At 42.6% G+C, this 17244-nt stretch carries 13 protein-coding genes and 5 pseudogenes; 14 read left to right on the top strand and 4 right to left on the bottom strand.

Translation table 11 applies throughout. The annotated features are described in order from the left end of the window. The first annotated feature begins 17 nt into the window (after positions 1-17). From rapZ to yjgA, 3 genes and pseudogenes are all read left to right on the top strand, one after another. Positions 18-868: pseudogene (rapZ, locus tag LZP46_RS11905) on the top strand (RNase adapter RapZ). After that, complete coding sequence (locus LZP46_RS11900) at positions 865-1134, top strand: HPr family phosphocarrier protein (protein ID WP_026438354.1); 270 nt, start codon at positions 865-867, stop codon at positions 1132-1134. Before rapZ ends, LZP46_RS11900 begins: the two are co-directional and overlap by 4 nt. A 2-nt stretch (positions 1135-1136) precedes the next feature. After that, a complete protein-coding gene (yjgA, locus tag LZP46_RS11895) occupies positions 1137-1670 on the top strand; it encodes a ribosome biogenesis factor YjgA (RefSeq protein ID WP_236093947.1) in 534 nt (177 codons plus the stop codon). Between the two features lie 107 nt (positions 1671-1777). Here the strand turns inward: yjgA and LZP46_RS11890 are convergent. After that, positions 1778-2278, bottom strand: a pseudogene (locus tag LZP46_RS11890) (AMP-binding enzyme); the annotation flags it as partial. 82 nt (positions 2279-2360) lie between these two features. On the opposite strand from LZP46_RS11890, the gene tnpA reads away from it, so the two are divergent. From tnpA to tnpC, 3 genes are all read left to right on the top strand, one after another. Beyond that, a complete protein-coding gene (tnpA, locus tag LZP46_RS11885) occupies positions 2361-2744 on the top strand; it encodes an IS66-like element accessory protein TnpA (protein WP_004691518.1) in 384 nt (127 codons plus the stop codon). Next, positions 2741-3076, top strand: coding sequence for an IS66 family insertion sequence element accessory protein TnpB (gene tnpB / locus LZP46_RS11880; RefSeq protein ID WP_000618087.1), 336 nt, complete (start codon positions 2741-2743; stop codon positions 3074-3076). The genes tnpA and tnpB overlap by 4 nt, the downstream gene beginning before the upstream one ends. 74 nt (positions 3077-3150) lie before the next feature. Continuing rightward, on the top strand, positions 3151-4734 hold the full coding sequence (gene tnpC / locus LZP46_RS11875; protein WP_236093705.1) for an IS66 family transposase: 1584 nt from the start codon (positions 3151-3153) through the stop codon (positions 4732-4734). Positions 4735-4765: 31 nt separating this feature from the next. On the opposite strand, the pseudogene LZP46_RS11870 reads toward tnpC, so the two are convergent. Beyond that, a pseudogene (locus LZP46_RS11870) lies at positions 4766-5923 on the bottom strand (AMP-binding protein); the annotation flags it as partial. Between the two features lie 465 nt (positions 5924-6388). Further along, complete coding sequence (locus LZP46_RS11865; protein WP_004975134.1) at positions 6389-7417, bottom strand: AraC family transcriptional regulator; 1029 nt, start codon at positions 7415-7417, stop codon at positions 6389-6391. Positions 7418-7538: 121 nt separating this feature from the next. Between LZP46_RS11865 and LZP46_RS16325 the strand changes: the two are divergent. The 8 genes and pseudogenes from LZP46_RS16325 to LZP46_RS11820 all read left to right on the top strand — a co-directional run bounded on the left by LZP46_RS16325 (position 7539) and on the right by LZP46_RS11820 (position 16248). Beyond that, positions 7539-9257 (top strand): annotated as a pseudogene (locus LZP46_RS16325) (neutral/alkaline non-lysosomal ceramidase N-terminal domain-containing protein). Positions 9258-9448: 191 nt separating this feature from the next. Beyond that, entirely contained in the window at positions 9449-10780 is a 1332-nt protein-coding gene (locus tag LZP46_RS11850; RefSeq protein ID WP_236093945.1) for a D-arabinono-1,4-lactone oxidase, read from the top strand. 31 nt (positions 10781-10811) lie between these two features. Beyond that, positions 10812-11960, top strand: a pseudogene (locus tag LZP46_RS11845) (alanine racemase); the annotation flags it as partial. Between the two features lie 189 nt (positions 11961-12149). After that, the gene (gene thrS, locus LZP46_RS11840) at positions 12150-14072 is read left to right on the top strand and encodes a threonine--tRNA ligase (protein WP_236093944.1); all 1923 of its coding nucleotides are present in this window, start codon (positions 12150-12152) and stop codon (positions 14070-14072) included. 5 nt (positions 14073-14077) lie between these two features. Beyond that, complete coding sequence (infC, locus tag LZP46_RS11835; RefSeq protein WP_074964463.1) at positions 14078-14626, top strand: translation initiation factor IF-3; 549 nt, start codon at positions 14078-14080, stop codon at positions 14624-14626. A gap of 210 nt (positions 14627-14836) precedes the next feature. Next, entirely contained in the window at positions 14837-15454 is a 618-nt protein-coding gene (locus tag LZP46_RS11830) for a glutathione S-transferase N-terminal domain-containing protein (protein WP_236093943.1), read from the top strand. Positions 15455-15526: 72 nt separating this feature from the next. Continuing rightward, on the top strand, positions 15527-15811 hold the full coding sequence (locus LZP46_RS11825) for a hypothetical protein (RefSeq protein ID WP_236093942.1): 285 nt from the start codon (positions 15527-15529) through the stop codon (positions 15809-15811). An 8-nt stretch (positions 15812-15819) separates the two neighbouring features. Then, positions 15820-16248, top strand: coding sequence for a YqaA family protein (locus tag LZP46_RS11820; protein ID WP_236093941.1), 429 nt, complete (start codon positions 15820-15822; stop codon positions 16246-16248). 28 nt (positions 16249-16276) lie between these two features. Here LZP46_RS11820 and LZP46_RS11815 read toward each other — a convergent pair whose 3' ends face one another. Further along, positions 16277-17035 carry an energy transducer TonB gene (locus LZP46_RS11815; protein WP_442863547.1) on the bottom strand — a complete coding sequence of 253 codons (759 nt, stop codon included), beginning with the start codon at positions 17033-17035 and terminating at the stop codon, positions 16277-16279. Positions 17036-17244 lie beyond the last annotated feature (209 nt).

The raw sequence follows: 17244 nt of genomic DNA, 5'->3' as shown, positions 1-17244 counted from the left end.
TAGAAGGGTTGCATGCCATGAAACGTATTTTGATCGTAACAGGTCAATCGGGTTCAGGAAAATCTTCGGCATTACAAGTGTTGGAAGATTTGGGTTATTACTGTATTGACAATTTACCTTTGGCATTGCTCCCCGAAATAGTGGATAAACTGGATCAGGAAAATAACTTAGAACAGTTGGCATTGGGGGTGGATGTACGTAGTACCCGTGCCGACTTGCAAGAGTTTGATTTGGTATTTGAACAACTGCAAAAGCATGGTTCAGTCGATATTATTTTTCTGACCACGCAAGATCAGGAATTGATTGCACGTTTTAGTGCATCACGCCGTCCGCATCCACTCTCTAATCGTTTTAAAAGCTTAAATGAATGTATTCAAGAAGAAAAAAACTTGTTGATGCCCATTCAGTTTCGCTCTACGGTACATATTGATACTACTGACAAAAGTGTGCATGATCTAAAACACGTATTGTTGTCTAAGCTTGGACAAACCGACAATCTTATTGTAATTTTACAATCCTTTGGCTATAAGCACGGAATTCCTTTAGATGCCGATTATGTGTTTGATGTGCGCCATTTGCCCAATCCACATTGGGATTTGGAGCTTAGGAAATATTCAGGCTTAGATGCCCCTGTGCAGGAATTTTTGCAACAAAGTTCACAAACGCATGAAATGTTTCACGACATTCAGAAGTTTTTAGAAAAATGGTTGCCAGCCTTTGCCGAAGGGCATCGACACTACATTACCATTTCAATTGGCTGTACGGGTGGGCAACACCGTTCAGTTTATATCGTTGATAGACTAAAAAAGCACTTGAGGCAAAATGGTCTATTCAAGTCTTACACCGAGAAATGAAGCACTGGTCATGATTGACACAACTGTTGACGTAATTAATAAACTAGGTTTACATGCACGGGCATCTGGGAAACTGATTGAAGTGACCACTAAATTCCGTTCGTCAATCCAAATTGGTAAAGGCGACAAATTGGTTGATGCCAAAAATATTATGTCCTTGCTCATGTTAGGTGCAGGCAAGGGAACTACTTTACGCTTGGTGATTGATGGTGCAGATGAAGAAAAAGCTTTATCTGATATTCAAGCACTGTTTGCAGCAAAATTTTACGAGGCAGATTAATCGTGGCACGTCGACCGCAACGTTTTACCGAAGATGACTTTGAATCTTTAGAAGGGCGTGCAAGTAAAACCGAACAGAAAAAAGCCGTACAACGTATGGCTGCGCTGGGCGAACAATTGGCGCAGTTAAGCGCCAAACAAATTCAAAAACTTCCAGTAGAAGAGCGTTTAATTGATGCTTTACTGGAATTGCAAAGTATTACTTCACATGAAGCTCGTCGTCGTCAGTGTCAGCGTATTGGTAAATTGTTACGTAATGAAGATGAAAGCGTAATTTTGTCTTATTTGACACCGCAGCAAGGTGCGAAAAAAACCGCACAGTTACAGCGTTGGGTAGAGCGAATTATTAAAGACGGCGACCCTGTGATTAATGATTTTAGTAAAACCTATAAAGCAGCTGAGCGTCATACGCTGCGTCAGCATGTATTGCGTATCCATCGTGATATGAAGCAGGAAATTTCTGCAGAAGAACTTGAAGCATCTAAACTTAAGTTGTTTAACTATGTGCAGCAAGTTGCTTTATTGTCAGAAAACTAAGCTATCAGAGAACCAAGTGATCAAACGCGAGCTTGTCTGATTGCAATAAAAAACGACTCATGACGAGTCGTTTTTCATTGTCTTTTATGTGTATGGATTTTCAAACTTTAGCTAAACTCACCAACTGAACGCTCTTTGGCCCATTCGCGGAGTACAAATTTTTGTAGTTTACCTGTCGACGTTTTGGGAATTTCAGTAATGACCACCTCCTTTGGCACTTTAAAACGCGCCAAATGTTGACTGCAATAAGCAATAATTTCTTCAGGGCTGACCTGTTTACCTTCTTTTAGTTCAATAAAGGCACACGGGACTTCTTGCCAACGTGGATCTGGTTTTGCCACCACTGCGGCGGTCAAAACTGCAGGATGTTGATACAACACTTCTTCGACTTCGAGTGAAGAAATATTTTCACCACCTGAAATAATTACATCTTTAGAACGGTCAGTAATTTTGGCGTAGCCATCAGGTTGGCAGACAGCTAAATCGCCCGTATGGAACCAGCCACCTGCAAAAGCTTCTGCGGTAGCTTCTGGGTTTTTCAAATAGCCTTTCATCACGATATTGCCACGGAACATAATTTCGCCCATGGTTTTGCCATCTTTTGGTAAGCGTCCGCTGAACACACCTTATGAATTCATCCTATAAGCCTTAATTTAGTCCCCACTTAAAAACAAGTGGGGACTAAAATTTATGACTACAAATCACCAGACATCCATCGCATCTCTTGCGAAAAAACGAAGAACATACAGTGCTGAATTTAAACAGCAGATCGTTCAGGCTTGTAAAGCACCGGACGTTTCAATTGCTTCGGTCGCTTTGCAACATGGATTGAATACAAATCTTGTATCCAAATGGATTCGCTTAATTGATGCTAAGCCTGGGAATGATCGCTCACCACTACCGAATAAACCTGCATTTATTGCCTTATCCTGCTCTGCACCACTAGATCCTACTCCTACTGACATGTTAACGGTTCAAATTACTTTACCCCACTCAAAAGCAGAAATTGGCTTGAAATGGCAAGTATCAGAAATATCTGCTTTAGCAGAATTACTCAAGGCACTTGCAACATGATCCGCATTGATGAAATCTGGCTTTCTACCCAACCTCTGGATATGCGAGCAGGGATGGATACTGTCATGGCTCAGGTGGTGAGAGCCTTTGGCTACATTAAACCGCATTGTGCTTACCTGTTCTGTAATAAACGTGGCCATCGTATGAAAGTGTTGGTACATGATGGACTGGGCATCTGGCTGTGTGCCAGGCGTTTGGAACAGGGAAAATTCCACTGGGCTCAAGTTCACCAAGGTGAAACCGTGGCCCTCAGCCCGGAACAGTTACAGGCATTAATCCAGGGTTTGCCCTGGCAGCGCATTGGACGACAGCAAGTGGTCACAATGCTCTAAACTAGCTTGATCCATTCTGCTATTCTCCAAACGTTCTATTTCATTCTCTTCATGACCTCAGGCATACTGGGGTCATGAATACGCTGCCTGACTTAAGCCAACTGACCCATGAACAACTGCTGGAATTCACCAGGCAGTTGGCGATGCAGCATCAGTCTTTGGCACAATCAAACCAGCAATTAGATGCCAAAGTTCAACATCTTTCTATTCTCAACCAAAAATACGAGCATGAACTGGCGCTGTTTAAACAGCACAAATTCGGCAGTAAAAACGAACATCTCACTGCAAAACAAATCCATCTATGGGACGAAGCGGTCGAAGAAGATATCGCAGCCGTTGATCTGGAATTAGAACGATTAAATGCAGATAAAACCGATGCAGGGACACAGAAAGCCACAGTCAACAAACCTAAACGTCGACCACTGCCAGATCATCTACACACCATCCGTATTGAGCATGAACCTGCATCAACCCAATGCAGTTGTGGCTGCCAGTTACGTCGTATCGGCGAAGATGTCAGTGAAAAACTGCATTTCAGACCGGCACAGTTCTATAAGGAACAGCATGTGCGTGGTAAATGGGTCTGTGATCAGTGTGACACCCTGACTCAGCAAGCGATGCCCGCCTATGTGATTGATAAAGGCATTGCTTCACCTGAACTGCTCAGCCATGTGTTGGTATCGAAATATGCCGATCATTTGCCGCTGTACCGTCAGCGCCTGATCTATCAGCGGGCGGGCATTGATCTGTCCAGATCTACTTTATCTGACTGGATTGGTCGCTGCGGTGTGGAACTGGAACCTCTGGCCAATGCCTTAAAACAGGTGGTGCTGCAACAGCGGGTGATCCATGCCGATGAAACGCCGGTCACCATCATGCGGATGGGTGATGATGAGAAAAAACCGAAGAAAGGTTATGTCTGGGCCTATGCCACTACACAGTACAATCCAGTTCAGGCGGTGATCTATGACTTTCAGGATAGTCGTTCAGGCCAGCATGCTGCAGAGTTCTTGAAAGGCTGGCAGGGTTATCTAGTCTGTGATGATTACAGTGGTTATAAAGCACGCTTTAAATCAGGCCAGGTCATAGAGGTGGGCTGCATGGCGCATGCACGTCGTAAATTCCATGAACTGCATGTAACTGGGAAAAGTCAGGTCGCTGAACAGGCATTAGTGCTGATTCAGAAACTGTATGCGATAGAAGCAGAGCTCAGGAAAAAGACCGATGGTACAGCGGAAGACCGCCGCGAATACCGACAACAGCATAGTCAACCAGTGATGCAACAACTATATGAATGGCTCAACCAACATTATCTGACAGTGCCATCGAGTTCTCCCACCGCCAAGGCCATCAATTACACTCTGAAGCGTTGGCCAGCTTTAAGCCGCTATCTGGATGATGGCAATCTACCGATTTGCAATAATTGGATTGAAAATCAGATGCGTCCCTGGGCCTTGGGGCGCAAGAACTGGCTGTTTGCAGGTTCGCTGCGCAGTGGTCAGCGAGCGGCAAACATCATGACGTTAATCCAGTCAGCAAAGCTGAATGGCTTGGATCCGTATGCCTATTTAAGTGATGTGCTGAAAAGGCTGCCGACACACAAAGTGACCCAAATTGAAGAGTTACTGCCACACCGCTGGAAACCTAAATCGAATTAAAAAATAGGCATGGGGTTCAGCGGACGCTTACGTCTTTTGGTACAGGTTGCATGGTTTCAGGGTCTAAAACCTTCATACCATCTTGCAACGGATAAGGCACGCCTTGTCGCGAATGTAACTGTGCCTGTTCCTGAATGGATAGGTCGCTCCATCCTGCTTGAGAAGCACACAACGCAGATGGGCCATAGGTTTCAGTTAAGCCATAAACGTGAGTCACATTAATGCCAATATTGCGCATGCCCTCAATAATTGCTGCTGGCGGCGCAGCACCCGCAACCATCACTTCGACACGGTGATCAAACTGAGTCTTTTTCTGTTCTGGGGTGTTAATGAGCATCGACAAAACAATTGGCGCACCGCAGAAATAATCGACTTTGTGCTCTGCGATTAATTTAAAAATCAGTTCAGGGTCGACTTTACGTAAGCAGATATTGGTGCCACCGTTGGCCGCCATTGTCCATGCAAAACACCAGCCATTACAGTGGAATAGGGGCAATGTCCATAGGTAGATTGCACGTGGGGTCATTCCGCAGGCAATAATATTACTGGCTGCATTAATGTAAGCACCACGATGATGATAGACCACGCCCTTCGGGTTGCCTGTCGTGCCAGACGTATAGTTCAGGCTAATTGCATCCCATTCATCTTGAGGTAAATGCCATTCAAAATTCGGGTCACCTGCAGACAGCCAAGTTTCGTATTCAATCTGTCCGATGCTAAGGGCGTTGGCAGCATGTTCATATTCTGTATCGCTGACATCAATCACATAAACTTCATGATTAACCATCTCTAACGCTTCTTGTGCTAAAGCTGCAAATTCAGGGTCCACCAAAAGCACTTTGGATTCTGCGTGATTAAGCATAAATGCCAGTGTTTTAGCATCCAGACGAGTGTTTAGTGTATTCAGCACTGCACCTGCCATTGGTACGGCAAAGTGTGCTTCTAGCATGGCGGGAACATTAGGGAGCAGCACCGAAACAGTATCATTTTTGCTGATGCCTAAATTTTGAAGTTGATGCGCAAATTGGCAGCAGCGCAAATAAGTTTCGCGCCAGGTAATTTGACGGGAACCGTGAATAATTGCGTTTTGGTGAGGGTAAATATAAGCTGCCCGTTCTAAGTAACGTAACGGGGACAAGGCGACAAAGTTCGCAGGGGTACGCGGTAGTTCATCGTATGCGCTGACCATTATTATTCTCCATATGTGTCGTTATTTTATCCATCAGAGGGTCTGCTGACATTTCATGCATGACTTGCGCTGTAGGCTAAAACTGAGCAGATCAGGCATGAAACGCGGGGAATAGTGGGTCTATTGCCAAGTTTCATAACGCAATCTGGGAAAGTTTTAGCCACAGCCTTTCAGGACGAGCATATTTTTTGCTGCTATTGCGTTATGAGTCAGTCATTTAGAATGCTAAATTTCCAGCCTCATGCCTTATATCAGCTAAAAAATATGCGTTGTCGCAAACATGGATGAATTGTCAACAGACCCTAAAAGATAGGGACTTTATGGCAGCTTTGCAGTTATGCTTTAGTCGAAAATCTGTTGTTTTTATTTTGAATCACTTGTAAGTACGTTTAAAAATTAGTTTAAGTAAAATTTAGCAGCTATTTTTTATTCAATAAAAATAGTAGCTTATTGGAAAATATTAACTTATTCTGTCATTTGGCTTTTATAGAGTGATGGGCTGAGACCTGTCCAACGCTTAAATGCACGTCGAAATTCGCGTAATTCACTAAAGCCAAGTTGTTGGCTAATTTCAGTCATGCTCAAAGGCTGTTGTAGCAGTTGTTTGGCTTTATTTTCCAAAACGTGTTGGCGCAGGTTTTGGAAGTTGCAGCCTTCGGCAAGTAATTGTCTGCGTAAATGTCTTTCGCTCATTTGAAAATGTTGTGCCGCTTGGTGCATATCAAAGTGCTGAGGTAAATGCTGTTCGATTAGATAACTCAACACGTGTGCATATTGCTGTTGATTAATCGCCTGCATATCCTGATACGCTTGTTGGCAGACACGCAGGGCGGTGCTGTAATTGGCGGCACTAGAGGTTTTAATTTGGCGTCCTAAAATCTCTGGTCGGAACACCAAAGCATTCATGTATGATGAAAAGTGCAGAGGACATTGATAATGCACCTGATAAGCCTCTAAATAGTCGGGTTGGGCAAAACTAAAATGCACTTCGACCAAATCTTGATGATTGCCAAGCATGACGTCTAAGCAGCTAACAATACTGGAGAGGACTTCATCGCAAAAAAAGCGCAGTAAGTTCCCCGTGGGATAACGCTCTTTCATCACCAGTGTAGGAGAGGTCGAGGAAAAATCGTACTCCAAATCCATCACACTGCCTGAAATGGGATGGTACTGCAGTCCTGTCTGTAAGGCTTCTACAACATTTTGACTGGATACCATGGCAAAACCGAGCATGCCCATGGAAATCAGCCCCTTGTCACGTCCAATTTCTAAGCCTAAATGTGCACATTGAGTGTCTTGCAGGGCGCGTGTCACCACTTTGCAAATATCTTGAAATGAAACAAAACCATTGCCTTGGACGATTTGATCAAGATCTTGAGAAATTCCCTGAAACCATGGTTGATAGGGGATCTGTTGTTCTTTGGCGTAATGAATCAGACCTGACAATAAGGCAGGCGGCACGTGCTGCAGCAAGTAGTTTGAAGTTGCTGACATAAGTCCGATTATCCCCCCATGCCATTGTTGCTTTGCCCCTTATTTGCCGTGATGCAATTTTGTTTAATGGCATTGATCAGCGTCATGACTGATTGTATAGATGAAAAGGAATACGATTGCAATGTATTTGGTGGGTTGGGATAAACAGGAAATTCATATTCAGCCAAAAGGGCTTGCCATGTTTGGTTATGGCAACTGGAAACATCGTGCCTATGAACAACGAACAGCTTTATTTGCCCGCAGTATTTGTATTCAAACCTTAGACAATGACTTATTAATTTTTTGCTGTCTGGATATGGGGTGTGTGACCTATGCCATGCGTCATTTAGCGATACAGCGTTTACAGCGTAAACTGGGGGAGCGTTTTCAGCCGCAGCGTTTGGTATTGATGGCAACGCATACTCATTCTGCACCTGGCGGTTGTGCACATGAAGCGTTGTACAATATGCCCACACCTGGTTTTGTGCCTGAACATTTAAATGCAGTGGTCGATGCGATTGTGAGCGGTGTGCTCAAAGCTTTGGCGACCCAGAAAAAACCGATATTTATATGAGCAATGGTCGTTTTGCAGAAGAAACGCCAGTGGCATGGAATCGCTCTTTAACAGCGTATAACCGTAATCCTGATGTATCTCGTAGAACGCTGGAACAGGCACATTTGGCCTTAGATCGTGATATGCAATTGCTTGGTTTTTATCGCGAAGGTAATTTACAGGCAGTTTTTTCTTTATTTGGGGTGCATGCTACCTGTTTAAGCAGTCGTTTAAGCGCTCATGATGGTGATAACAAAGGTTATGCCGCACTTTGTACCGAGCGTGCACTGCAACAACGTGGGGTCAAAAATCCTGTAGCAATTTTTGCCCAAGCCGCAGCGGGTGATGTTTCTCCACATTATCATGGCCCTGAGCAGTCACAGGTACGTGCTGCAATGCGCGATGAAAAAAGAATACGAATATACACAGCAAAATGGTCGCTATCAAAGTGAATTGGCACTGAAAGCTTTGGCACATAGAGGTACGCCGTTAATGGGAGCTTTAGATGCTGTGTGCCATTATGTCGATTTAAGCAATATTGAAATTCCAGTTGAATTTGCGATGGGGCAAACAGATGCAAAAACCAGTGCAGCCTGTCATGGTGCAGCATTTTTTGCAGGAACACCTGTAGATGGTGCAGGTGTGGCACAACCGATTTTTAAAGGTATGCAATGGTTAGCGTAGCGAGTGAAAAAGAAAAAGTTGAGTAATCCTCAAGCCGCAGATTATACCTATTATCAACAGCTATATGCCTCACAAGGCCCCAAAGATATTGTGCTGGAATGTGGTTCTAAAACCATTTTTGGCAAGCCACTGAATCATTATCCTAAATTTTTAGACAAACTGATTGCAGAAATGAACAAGCAGGCCAGTGTAGGCGCAATTGATCATAGCTTGTTGGTACCGAATGTAGTGCCATTACAATTAATTAAAATTGGCGACTTAACCTTGCTGTGCTGTCCTGGGGAAATTACTACTGTTGCAGCTAAGCGGCTCAAAGTAACCGTACAACAAGAATTGGAATCGACTCAAAAAGTATGGTTGGCTTCATATTGCAATGATTATATGGGCTATGTGACCACCTTCGAGGAATATCAACAACAAGCCTATGAAGGTGGTCACACTTTATATGGACAGTGGACTTTGGCAGCGTTGCAAACTAAATTTCAATATTTCGCAGAGCAATTGAATTTGCCTATTCCACAACGCGATACAGCATCGTTATTACCGCCCGCTGTACCTTTGGATGAATTAGAAAAAAGAACATATCGTGACAGTTTGAAAGCTAATGCGCTAAATGAATTGTAGTTTTTTTATACATTGTTCCATGTGAAACATATTCTAAATCATGTACTAGTCAGGAGGTTAATCTAAATCAATATGGATAGAGAGGTCATTTATCTCATCCATGTGTCTCTATTTTTTTAATGCGGTACTTTAAAAAGTAACGCAAAACAAACTGCAATAAAAATAAATGCCACGCAGAAAAAGGAAGGATTATGAAACAGCGTTGGAGTAACTGGTCTGGAAAGCAAACAGCCTATCCAGACTTTTTACAGCCGAAAAATGTAGATGAACTGAAAAAAATTGTGCGAAAGCACGACAAAATTAGAATGGTCGGAGCAGGGCATTCCTTTAGCCCCTTAGCCACAACCGATGATGTGATGGTGAATTTAGATCATATTCAGGGGGTGCATCAATTTAATGCACAAAAGCAGCAATGCACCTTACATGCAGGGACTCGGCTGTACAAACTGGGTGAATGTCTAGCACCGATTCATCAGGCGCTGCAAAATCAGGGCGATATTGATCATCAGAGTTTGGCAGGTGTGGTTGCAACAGGAACACATGGCACAGGTGTGGATTTACCTTGTCTATCGGCTTTGGTGACTGATTTTGAACTGCTCACAGCAGAGGGTGAGGTGTTGCAATGTTCACCTGAACACAATGCTGAAATTTTTCAGGCAGGTCGGGTCGCGCTGGGCAGTTTTGGGGTGATGACCAAAATCACTTTACAAAACCGTTCGCGCTATAAACTCAAAGAGCAGCTACGTTTATGTGCCTTGAGTGATATTTATCAATATATAGACCGTTGGAAGCATCAACATCGCCATATTGAGTTTTGGGCATTTTTACACAGTGATCAGGTGATTTTAAAAACCTTAGATGAGAGCCGAGGATTGACGGATCCTCGTCCGCAACATTGGTTATCAGAAGACCGTTTATTAAATTTTTGTTCGGAAATAATCCGTGTTTTTCCACAGTTAAATCCGTATTTACAATCTTTGTTGGGCGTGTTTATCAAACCGAGTACTCATGTCGATTGGTCGAGTCAAATTTTCCCAACGCCACGCAATACCAAATTTAACGAAATGGAATACCAATTGCCTGCCGAGCAAGGTTTGGCGTGTTTAGAAGAATTATTGGCGGTTTTGAAACAACAGCGTGTCGCCATGTTTTTCCCAATCGAGTTTCGCTATGTCAAAGGCGATGATATTTGGCTGAGTCCTTTTTATGGACGGGATTCGGTGTCTATTTCAATCCACCAATTTTATAAACAAGATTGCCAACATATTTTTAAATGGGTTGAACCGATTTTACAAAAATATCAGGGACGTCCACATTGGGGCAAATTGCACAGTATGCAAGCGGATCAATTACGTGAGTTATATCCAAAATGGGATGATTTTATTCAACTTCTTGAACAGCTTAATCTACAGCAAAAATGGGTTAATCCATATTTAAGACAAATTTTCACGACTCCAAGTTTGCGTGCAGCGCGATATTCAATAAACAACTCAAGCAATCGCAAAATAAGAGCATTCAATTAGGGAGCGTGACATGCACAGAGATTATTTTTAGAAACTCAACCAAAGTTTTCAGCATCAGGATACAGGAACACCACAACTGATTGTGGATATAGCACGTTTTCAGCATAACTTGGATTATGTTGCAGCGCATTTGCCTGCACGGTTGCAACCACGACTGGTGGTGTAATCGCTAGCGTGTTTGGAAATATTGCAACATGCAAGCCAAAATCTGAATACGCAACGTTTTATGTTGTTTCATCTGCCACATTTGTATGAAGTGATGCAGCACTTTCCACAAGCAGATGTACTGTTTGGCAAGCCAATGCCAATACGTGCGGTAGATGCTTTTTATCAGCAGGTGATGGCGTCTGCTGAGAATATCCAATTGCATTTACAATGGTTGGTTGATCAACCTGCACGTTTACAACAGTATTTACATTTGGCACAACAACGCCAGCTTTGTTTGAATATTAATCTTGAAATTGATATCGGTTTGCATCGTGGTGGGGCGCAAGATCATGCTGGATTTATGCAAATGCTGGAATTGATTCAGCAGCATCCACAACATTTAAAACTGTCAGGTTTGATGGGGTACGATGCGCATGTGGTGAAATTACCAAATGTATTTCATGCACAAGCCAAAGCCTATCAACACTCACAGCAGCAATATAGAAATTATAAACAACTGATTCAGCATCATTTTCCAAAGTTGTGGCAGGATGACTTGTGTTTTAACGGTGGTGGTAGCCTGACATTTATGCAGCATTGTCAGCACAGTGAATGTAATGATCTGGCTTTTGGTTCGATGTTGCTTAAACCCAGTGATTTTGATTTAAAAATCTTGTCAGATTTGCAATCGGCTTTGTGGATTGCAACACCTGTTTTAAAGGTATTGGCTGCGGTACAAGTGCCAGGCTTAGATCGTTTGCAGTCCTATTTGCCACAATCCAATCAAGCCGTTTTTGTTTATGGTGGCTATTGGATGGGAGATTATGTTTATCCTGAGAGCAGTCATCCACACGCCTTATACGGACGCAGTAGCAATCAAGAGTTGGTTCAAGTACCCAAACAGTATCGCATTCAAATAGAGGATTATGTATTTTTACGCCCGCAACAGAGTGAGGCGGTGTTACCACACTTTGAAGCGGTGTATGCCTATCAACATGGACAATACACGCCTTGGGCAACATTTAGGGAATAAAAACAGCTGAAATACCGATTCTTTGGCTTTTTTAGGACACAATGGTTTAAACCTGTACGCAAGCCGTGTAAAATTTAAGGCGCTTTTTTATTTATACACCGTTTTTATCTTTTGAGGGTTTCCCTTAATCATAATCTCGCGGTGATATGCTCCATGGTACGGGGCATCACTCCTTAAGGATTTTTATCTATGCCTATTATCACTTTGCCAAATGGCGATCAAAAACAGTTTGATCAAGCCGTATCTGTGATGGAAGTTGCTCAAAGCATCGGTCCAGGTCTTGCCAAAAATACAGTTGCTGGACGTGTGAATGATCGTTTAGTCGATGCTTGCGATTTAATTACCGAAGATGCAACCCTACAAATTATTACGCCTAAAGATGAAGAAGGTGTAGAAATTATCCGTCACTCATGTGCGCACTTGGTGGGGCATGCGGTAAAACAGCTTTTTCCTGAAGCAAAAATGGTGATTGGTCCTGTTATTGAAGAAGGTTTCTACTATGACATCTGGATGCCACGCCCATTTACATTAGATGACATGGCCGCAATCGAAGAGCGTATGAAAAAGCTCATCGACCAAGATTATGATGTTGTAAAAAAAATGACCCCGCGTGATGAAGTGATTGCAGAATTCACAGCACGTGGCGAAGAATATAAATTACGTTTGATTGCAGACATGCCAAACGAAACCCAGATGGGCTTGTACTATCACCAAGACTATTTGGATATGTGCCGTGGTCCACACGTTCCGAACACTAAATTCTTAAAGTCGTTCAAACTCACCAAAATTTCTGGCGCTTACTGGCGCGGTGATGCCAAAAACGAACAGTTACAACGTATCTATGGTACGGCTTGGGCAGACAAAAAGCAGCTCGCAGCGTATATCAAACGTATTGAAGAAGCAGAAAAACGTGACCACCGTAAAATTGGTAAAGCTTTGGACTTGTTCCACATGCAGGAAGAAGCGCCAGGCATGGTGTTCTGGCATCCAAATGGCTGGACGATTTACCAAGTACTTGAACAATACATGCGTAAAGTACAACAAGACAATGGTTACCTAGAAATTCGTACCCCGCAAGTGGTCGATTTTACGTTATGGGAAAAATCAGGACATGCTGCCAACTACGCAGACAATATGTTCACGACCCATTCTGAAAACCGTAACTATGCAGTAAAACCAATGAACTGCCCATGTCACGTACAAGTCTTTAACCAAGGGCTTAAGTCGTATCGTGATTTGCCAATTCGTCTGGCAGAATTTGGTTCATGTCACCGTAACGAGCCATCTGGTTCATTGCACGGCATTATGCGCGTACGTGGCTTTACTCAAGATGATGCGCATATTTTCTGTACCAAAGAACAAATTGGGCCAGAAGTTGCAGACTTCATCAAACTGACTTTAGATGTGTATAAAGATTTCGGTTTTGAAGAGGTGCAAATGAAGCTGTCTACACGTCCTGAAAAACGTGTGGGAGATGATGCACTTTGGGATATGGCAGAAAAATCTTTGGCAGATGCTTTGGATGCTGCAGGTCTGGAATGGGAGTTGCAACCAGGTGAAGGCGCGTTCTACGGTCCGAAAATTGAATTCTCACTGAAAGACTGCTTAGGTCGTGTGTGGCAATGTGGTACAATCCAGTGTGACTTTAACTTGCCTGAACGTTTAGAGGCATCTTATGTCACTGAAGACAATGATCGTGATCAGCCTGTAATGTTGCACCGTGCAATTCTTGGCAGCTTTGAACGATTTATTGGTATACTTATTGAGCACTATGCAGGCTTTATGCCACCATGGTTAGCGCCAGTGCAAGCTTGTGTGATGAATATTACTGACTCACAAGCTGCTGCAAGTGAACAGGTCGTCGCAAAACTTAAAGAAAACGGTATTCGTGCTATTTCTGACTTGAGAAATGAGAAAATCGGCTTTAAGATTCGTGAGCGTACATTAGAGCGTATTCCATACTTATTGGTACTTGGGGACCGTGAAGTGGAAGAAGGAACGGTAAACGTCCGTACTCGCTCAGGAACAAATTTGGGTACTATGTCAATTGATGCTTTCATTGACCTAGTGAAAACAGCCGTCGCAGAACGCGGCCGGTATATTGTGGAGTAACAGCGATTAAACAGCCTGACCGTAATCAACAGGGCGGAAAATCTAACCGTCCTGCTTTGAATGATGAAATTCGTGCAAAAGAAGTCCGTCTTGTAGACGAAAATGGTGAGCAAAAAGGTATTGTAAGCTTGGCTGATGCATTGCGCGCAGCAGAAAGCGTCGACCTTGATTTGGTGGAAATTGTGGCAAATGCCGAACCACCAGTATGTAAAATCATGGACTTTAACAAGCATTTGTTTGATCTAAAGCAAAAGCAGAAAGAAGCGAAGAAAAAACAGCATCAAGTACAGGTGAAAGAAATCAAGCTGCGCCCTGCGACTGATGTTGGCGATTACAACGTAAAATTACGTGCAATTATCAAATTCCTTGAAGAAGGAAACAAGGTAAAAATCACTTTACGCTTCCGTGGTCGTGAAATGGCTCACCAACAGTTAGGTTTGGCTCAATTACAAAAAGTTGAAGCTGACGTAGTTGAATATGGTGTAGTTGAACAAGCACCAAAAATGGAAGGTCGTCAAATGGGAATGCTGCTTGGTCCTAAAAAGAAAAAGTGATCCCATCTTGAACAAAAGAAGCACTGCACCTTGGCGGTGCTTTTTTTTGCGTGATGAAAGTGAGCATCTATGTTTCATGTTTATGAGATATGCCATTCGATAAAAAACTCTACGCAGCGACACGCAACAAACGCTTAAAAACATGCTATAACTAAAACCGCAGTAGAAGAATGCTGGTCAAAAAGCAAAAAAAGTAATGAAGGATAAAACATGATTGATCTTTATTATTGGGGTACGCCCAACGGTCATAAAATTAGTATTGCACTTGAAGAAATGGGCTTGGAATATCAAACTTTCCCCATCAATATTTCAGAAGATGATCAATTTCAGCCAGATTTTTTAAAAATTTCGCCCAATAATAAAATTCCTGCAATTGTCGATCAGAACGGCCCACGTGGTGAGCCAATCTCTGTGTTTGAGTCGGGTGCAATTTTGCAATATCTTGGGCGAAAAACACGCATGTTCTACCCTAACGATGAGCAAGAACGTGTGGAAGTAGAGCAGTGGCTCATGTGGCAAATGGGTGGTTTTGGTCCAATGTTAGGACAGAATCATCATTTTAGCCGTTATGCACCAGAGAAAATTCCTTATGCGATTGAACGCTATATCAATGAATCCAAGCGTTTGTATGGCGTGTTAAATAAGCAGTTGATGGGGCAAAAGTACGTGGCGGGCGAATATTCAATTGCTGATATGGCTATTTTGCCGTGGGCGTTACGTCATGACTGGCAAAATATTTCGCTGGAAGATTATCCGTATGTACAAGACTATATTACACGGCTGACTGCGCGCCCTGCAGTGCAGAAAGCACTCGCGATTCAAGTTTAAATCTACTTTTATGCTAAGATGCCAGCCACCTGATACCTCACTTTTTCAGGTGGTTTTTTTATTGGATGGGTTATGCAAGAATTTTTTTTAAACTTTACCAAGATTGTTGAACAAAATGCCAAAGTGTATTGGAGCATTATTTTAGGCATTGTGTCTTGCTTGATCTTATTTGTGGTTGAAGCATTTCATGTGCAGAATATGATCGCGGCTTTAAATAGCACAGATCAGCAGGTTTTACGTGCTGCCATTGAGCCTATTACCCAGCGTTATACATGGGCACGTGCGGCACTTATTTTACTCAGTATTGTTTGGGCGAACTGGGAATATCGTAAAACCAAACGGGCTTTAGGGCTTTAAAATCGTCTATGCTTTGGACGCTATTTGGTTTATTTTTATCTGCATTTGGTGCGGCCACTTTATTGCCTTTACAGTCCGAAGCCGTGTTGTTGGGGCTGTTATATGAAGGCAGTTATGCCCCCATTTGGCTGATTAGCATTGCCAGTCTAGGTAATATTTTAGGTTCTTGTGTGAACTGGTATTTGGGACTCAAGCTCGAACATTATAAAGATAAAAAGTGGTTTCCTGTTTCGGCTACACAATTAGAAAAAGCGCAGCACACCTACGCCAAATATGGGTTTTGGTCTTTATTACTCAGTTGGGTGCCGATTATTGGTGATCCAATTACGTTGATTGCAGGTTTAATGAAAGAACATTTTGCCCGTTTTGTGTTGATGGTGAGTCTTGCCAAAATCGGGCGTTTTCTGTTTATTTATTTTGTTTATACGTGGGTTTAAGCAAGCAACCCCTATTATCTATAGACACTTAAGACTGTTCTTGAGCATCACACGTGTTTAAATCAAAATAAATTTCATCTTTTAATTTTGATTTTTTATACAGCCAAAATTGACGCGGTACATCTACTTGAGCAGCTTTCACTGCAGCTAAAACTTGTTGATCAAGCGCGTATTGTCCCGAACCTTGTGTCAATTTCACACGTTTCACTTCGCCATGCTTATTCACTTTGAATTGAAACTTTAACTTGCGTGAGTGGTTTTTTAAATCTTCAGCACTTAAGTTTAATTGTGGTTGACTACGATACTTAAATTGAACTTTTTGCTGTTGTTGCTGTGCTAACCATTGTTTAGATTGAAAATCAAACTGGCAATTTTCGTGTTGGTTATCCTGAAATCTTAAATTAAAGCTTTGAAAACCGATAGTCGGAACGGCAGTATCCTCTACATAGGTCGGTTCAATTTCAGCAGTGCGAACCGCTTGTAATAAGGCATCATCTAATTTTTTCAGCCCTGTACTTTCTTGAATAGTGGCTTGACTAATTTTGCCCGTTTCATCTGCATAAATGCGCACAATTGCAGCTCGGTTTTGTTGATTTAAATCTTCATTTTTATATTTAGGTTGTGGGAACTTGCGCCATGCTAAACGTGTAGTGAGATGAGCAGGCAAGGCAGCACTTTTTTGTACCTCGAGTTTGGCTTTTGGTGTTAATTTCTGCTGCGGTGGTTTTGCATAGAGATGTGTCGCGCTGAGTCCAAGCAATAGAGTTATATATAAAGATGTTTTCATCATGTTACGGTCTTTTTATCTCACATAGGCCGAGGCGAAGTATTGATGGAATTGAGGATAATCGCAAGGGTAATCCGTAACTTATTGCAAGTTTTTAGGATGTTGATCTGCACAATTTTTGACAGAGCTTTAGCTTTGTTTTGAATTGAAGTGGGTGTTCGCAATTCCAGTATTTTTCCTGAGTTGAATTACGGCAAACGAGTGAGGTA

The organism is Acinetobacter sp. SCLZS86 (genome assembly GCF_021560715.1).
Classification (GTDB): domain Bacteria; phylum Pseudomonadota; class Gammaproteobacteria; order Pseudomonadales; family Moraxellaceae; genus Acinetobacter; species Acinetobacter towneri_A.
This window is presented reverse-complemented; position numbering and strand designations above follow the sequence as displayed.

What these genes read in the sequence shown, in the direction of transcription:
- tnpA (WP_004691518.1), top strand. Translation starts at nt 2,361, where the DNA reads ATGACTACAAATCACCAGACATCCATCGCATCTCTTGCGAAAAAACGA.
- LZP46_RS11830 (WP_236093943.1), top strand. Translation starts at nt 14,837, where the DNA reads ATGATTGATCTTTATTATTGGGGTACGCCCAACGGTCATAAAATTAGT.
- thrS (WP_236093944.1), top strand. Translation starts at nt 12,150, where the DNA reads ATGCCTATTATCACTTTGCCAAATGGCGATCAAAAACAGTTTGATCAA.
- tnpC (WP_236093705.1), top strand. Translation starts at nt 3,151, where the DNA reads ATGAATACGCTGCCTGACTTAAGCCAACTGACCCATGAACAACTGCTG.
- tnpB (WP_000618087.1), top strand. Translation starts at nt 2,741, where the DNA reads ATGATCCGCATTGATGAAATCTGGCTTTCTACCCAACCTCTGGATATG.
- LZP46_RS11825 (WP_236093942.1), top strand. Translation starts at nt 15,527, where the DNA reads ATGCAAGAATTTTTTTTAAACTTTACCAAGATTGTTGAACAAAATGCC.
- LZP46_RS11900 (WP_026438354.1), top strand. Translation starts at nt 865, where the DNA reads ATGATTGACACAACTGTTGACGTAATTAATAAACTAGGTTTACATGCA.
- LZP46_RS11820 (WP_236093941.1), top strand. Translation starts at nt 15,820, where the DNA reads ATGCTTTGGACGCTATTTGGTTTATTTTTATCTGCATTTGGTGCGGCC.
- LZP46_RS11865 (WP_004975134.1), bottom strand. Translation starts at nt 7,417, where the DNA reads ATGTCAGCAACTTCAAACTACTTGCTGCAGCACGTGCCGCCTGCCTTA.
- LZP46_RS11815 (WP_442863547.1), bottom strand. Translation starts at nt 17,035, where the DNA reads ATGAAAACATCTTTATATATAACTCTATTGCTTGGACTCAGCGCGACA.
- LZP46_RS11850 (WP_236093945.1), top strand. Translation starts at nt 9,449, where the DNA reads ATGAAACAGCGTTGGAGTAACTGGTCTGGAAAGCAAACAGCCTATCCA.